Raw genomic sequence first — 3965 nt, forward strand, 5'->3', positions numbered from 1 at the left:
GTCGATGACGGTTGGTAGTGAGTCAGGACAGGTCAATGTGTCGAGTCCGAAGCGGATTAAGCTGCAAACGTCAGCAGGAGCATCCATTACGATTGATGATAGCGGGATTAAGCTGGTGTGTCCGGGGACGATTAAGATTCAGGCGGTGAAGAAGAGTTTGGTTCCGGGGGGCTTTGCGAAATATGGCGTGCTTGACTATCAAGATCCGCACGATGAGATGTTTGTGATTAAAGATACGCTGGGCAATATTGTGCCTGGGTTTGCTTATAAAATTGAGACCTCTGACGGTAAAATCTACCGCGGCGTAACCAATGACAAGGGTGAAACCATGAGAGTCCATACTGGTGCTGAAACGGCTGACCTGATCGTAAAAGCAGATATTGACTAGAAAAGTTAACGGTAAACAAAGCATACCTGACAGGAAAAATAAGATGATAAGTAGTTCAGACGATCAAGAAAAGCCATTAAATAAAATACCTGCTCCATCGAACACAACTGAAGGATCGACAGTTGAGTTAGAAATACGCCGTGTTGAGTTTAACGTTTATTTCGATGGCACATGGAATAGTAAATTTAATTCCAACTGGTACAACGATAGTAACTGGTATCAAAGTGATAGATACAGTATAGACGGTAAGATTTATGACCATGATGATTCATCTACAGAAAAAAAATACCAAAAAATGTATAAGGCAGATGAAACCAGCTTTGCGCGGGCACCAACAGGTGTTGATCAGATGAACCGCGCTGCTCGTACAGACGACCCTTATATCATTCCTGTATATGTAGATGGCTCAGGTACGACAACGCCCTCAGATGATCCTTATGCACTTGATGATGTGAATGACTACAAGGGCTCTGAAGCCGCTATGAAATCTGACAGCGCCTTTGGTAGTGGTCTTGGTAGGGGAGACACTGGTGTTTATGCAAAACTAGAAAAAATGTGTGAGCAAGTTCAAGATAAATTAGAAGCTGTAAAAAAGAAAAGTAAAGTTCCTATCCATATTGTCATGTTCGATGTCTATGGTTTTAGTCGCGGCGCAGCAACGGCACGTATGTTTGTTAATCGTATCATTAAAGAAAGGGACAAAGAACTATTAACATATTATGGGCTTGATTTAACAGAATATACAGTCATGGTTAGATTTGTCGGATTGTTTGATACGGTCAGCTCTATAGGAACAAATCATACCAATGATGTAAAAGGAGACAAACAAGGTTTGGCATTTGCCAAAGGCAAAATTACCAGCAAGATAGTTCATCTAGTCGCAGGGCATGAGTTTCGCCAAAAATTTTCTGTCACCAGCATCCAGCAGGCAGTGGCGCGCGGCTATGGCTTGGAGGTGGTACTACCTGGCAATCATACCGATATTGGTGATGGTAAGAATACCAAGAAAAAATATAACGAAAAGACAAAAGAATATGAATTCGCTGGTAACGTTGATAAGAAAACTATCATTCAGCGAAAATCTTGGTCAATTTCTAATATGGTGACAACGCCTGCAAGAGCAATACTCGGGGTAATCGGTGACGCTATTGAAGACCAAAACGAGATGATAGACGCTATGAATCAAGCATCACTCGAAACTGCCATGCAGATACTTATCAAACAAGGTTGGTTTGTTAATACGAAAAAAACAGAAAAAACTGCAGAAAAAACAGAGATCTTGATTGAAGAAGACTCACCTTACAAAATGCTTAACGTAAATAGAGCACTGACTGTAGGTTACCCAAAAATTCCGACTTGGATCATGCTCGATCTGATAAAAGAGGCAGGAGCCTATCGTTTTAACGATAATATATTAAAAAAATATGCCATCAGCACCACTAAAGATGACTATTTGAAACAGTTTTATGAAGATATGCAGCCGCAAGTCATGACGCGATGGAAAGCAAATTCTAAAGATTATATATCGGACCATATTATTAACAACAGTCAACACTTGCTACCTTATGTTACTGTAAGCAGCCCCAAACTACAAAAGATCTTGTTTAATAAATACTTGCAGTGGCCAAGTGAAGTCACTCAAAAGACTAGTGAACAAGTTGTATCAGTCAGCCTACCTAGGATTAACCCAAAAACCAATCAATTTTATCGTGCCGTCATTTCTGGTTAGATAATCACAAAGGATACGCTCATGAAGTCAATAAAACTAGCTTTACTCCTAACCAGTCTATTAGGCCTCACTGCCTGTATCGATTTGGGTGCGCGGTTTATGTATGAACAAGACGATTTAAAAACTGACTCTGGCAATGCAGTAGGAGAATGTACCACACAGATCAATCCAGCAACAGGCAAGCCTCTTTTTTCGCCACTACCTAAAAGTTGGGCAAAAGGATACTGGGAAGACAACAACTTGCCTCAAGGCACACTATATTTTGTTTGTGACGGAAATACACCGTTGTTACCAAAGGACTGTCAAGGAAACGAGCTGACCACGCCGCAGCTGCGTCGCTATTGGAAAAAGTATGACTTGCCTGTGGGTACTATAAGATTTGACTGCAGAAACGGTGTACCTAGTGTACCAGCCGATAGATAGTTATTAATCTAATTAGGCTGTCTGTCTTATCTATCATCAAATCGTGGTGATATCACAAAGATATGGTGTACCACTTGAATACGCAATGACAGCGTCATGCTATAGCATAAATAAAGGCACACTTATGAAAAGTATCAAACTCGCCATATTATCACTGCTTATTGCATCGCTCACGGCCTGCATTGTCTTTGGAAAAGATGTATCTCGTGAATTAAAGGGAGTGTTTATGAAAGAGAGTAACACGGGGTTTTCTACAGCAGTATTTGCGCCACGCTACTACCCCATTGAGCTAGTAGCAGGCGAATCTTTTTGGATGTATGACGATGGATCAAGACGCGGTTTTGATGCGTACTCAGGGGGAGGATGGCGGACAGCGAGTGCTGGTGCGTCAGGTGGCTCTCGCATTCCTGATGGCATCAATCTCACGTGGCTGGCGCCAGTAGAAGGCAAATACTATCATGTCAGAGCCAGACTGCCCAAAGCAGAAATAGAAAAACAGTTTCAGCGTACGTTGACTATGGATTTCAAAGACACACCAAATACCGAACGGTTTAAACAAATACAATTAGCACTTGCCCCTGGTGGTTTTGTCTCAGTACGTCTTGGTTGGGCAGAAGTTGTAGAGGTGGCACAGTTTCAAGCAGAAGAAGTAGATATTCCGTGGGAGTATTTTGCACAGGCCAATCATTTTAATCCTGAAGGCTTGAGTGAAGAAGAATATCTATCAGGGTTTGTTGAGGATCAGCCAGAAGAGATACAAGCGCAAGCAGCCAACGGTACCTTTCCTATTGGTAGATGGAAAGCCTTTAATACCCAAAAGTTTCCATGGTATCTCTCCACGCCGCTTGATGTATATGGTTATACCGAATTTTTAATCAACGGTGAAGACAGTTTTATTAAAAGGTCTGAAGTAGATTTAACCACATACAAGAGTAAAAAAGCAGTGCCTGCTTGGTATCGCTTATACTTTAAACATGAGGGCAAACGATACCAAGCGGCTATTGTTTTCAGTAAGAGTGACCCAGATGCCCTAGAAATGCCTGATGGCGATGTCGAGCAGTTTGAGGTTTTTAAAACTTTTTTTGCGGAAAACAAAGAGCCTGCAGCACTAATGGTCAACATTATTGATGGTGAGCTAGTCGCTGATTTAACCGTTGATGGTATCACCATGCAACATCTACCCTTACATGGTAGTTTCTATCGTCTACTAAAAGACGATGAATATAAATGGTTCAAATAAATTTGGTCTAGACATATAAAGATACTCGAATAAGAAGACTCATATACTTACTAGTGGTCAAATAATTTAGGACAGATGATATGAGGTTTAGTTTATCACCCAAATAGCTAAAAGCCTTTTACCTCTAAACAGAACTATAATTCTTTCTGAATATTTCATAAACAACCGCTTTCATCGTTAAAGAT

The 3965-nt window shown here is 41.0% G+C and carries 4 protein-coding genes; all 4 read left to right on the forward strand.

Annotated elements, in window-relative coordinates:
* Positions 1 to 388, forward strand: a 388-nt coding sequence (locus tag ACT3RN_RS14840; protein WP_444518771.1) for a DUF2345 domain-containing protein, incomplete at its 5' end; no start/stop codon positions are given.
* A 43-nt stretch (positions 389 to 431) separates the two neighbouring features.
* Positions 432 to 2117, forward strand: coding sequence for a T6SS phospholipase effector Tle1-like catalytic domain-containing protein (locus ACT3RN_RS14845; protein WP_444518772.1), 1686 nt, complete (start codon positions 432 to 434; stop codon positions 2115 to 2117).
* A 21-nt stretch (positions 2118 to 2138) separates the two neighbouring features.
* On the forward strand, positions 2139 to 2540 hold the full coding sequence (locus tag ACT3RN_RS14850) for a hypothetical protein (RefSeq protein ID WP_444518773.1): 402 nt from the start codon (positions 2139 to 2141) through the stop codon (positions 2538 to 2540).
* 124 nt (positions 2541 to 2664) lie between these two features.
* Complete coding sequence (locus tag ACT3RN_RS14855; RefSeq protein WP_444518774.1) at positions 2665 to 3780, forward strand: DUF2931 family protein; 1116 nt, start codon at positions 2665 to 2667, stop codon at positions 3778 to 3780.
* The last annotated feature ends 185 nt before the right edge of the window (positions 3781 to 3965 follow it).

Source organism: Psychrobacter sp. AOP5-GZ1-6, assembly GCF_052376345.1.
Lineage (GTDB): Bacteria > Pseudomonadota > Gammaproteobacteria > Pseudomonadales > Moraxellaceae > Psychrobacter.

Bases quoted from the DNA above. Each gene is read 5' to 3' on its own strand.
- ACT3RN_RS14850 (WP_444518773.1), top strand. From the start codon at position 2,139: ATGAAGTCAATAAAACTAGCTTTACTCCTAACCAGTCTATTAGGCCTC.
- ACT3RN_RS14855 (WP_444518774.1), top strand. From the start codon at position 2,665: ATGAAAAGTATCAAACTCGCCATATTATCACTGCTTATTGCATCGCTC.
- ACT3RN_RS14845 (WP_444518772.1), top strand. From the start codon at position 432: ATGATAAGTAGTTCAGACGATCAAGAAAAGCCATTAAATAAAATACCT.